The 229-nt window shown below is 58.1% G+C and carries 1 pseudogene; it reads right to left on the reverse strand.

Annotated elements, in window-relative coordinates:
* Nucleotides 1-229 (reverse strand): annotated as a pseudogene (locus B4F73_RS04020) (PQQ-binding-like beta-propeller repeat protein); the annotation flags it as partial.

Genomic DNA, 229 nt, shown 5'->3' on the forward strand with positions numbered 1-229 from the left:
TCGCCGTCTGGCTGTTTCTCCGGGTTCGGAACAGTGTAGAACCGCCAGACCTTGTCTCCGGTATTGGCATCATAAGCCGAAAGATAACCGCGCACGCCGAGCTCGGCGCCGCCATTGCCAATCAACACTTTGCCATTCACCACACGCGGCGCACCGGTGATCGTATAGGGCTTGGACTGATCAACGGTGACCTTGCTCCAGACAACTTCGCCCGTTTCGGCATCAAGCG

This window comes from Hyphomonas sp. UBA3601, assembly GCF_002375605.1.
Taxonomy (GTDB): Bacteria; Pseudomonadota; Alphaproteobacteria; order Caulobacterales; family Hyphomonadaceae; genus Hyphomonas.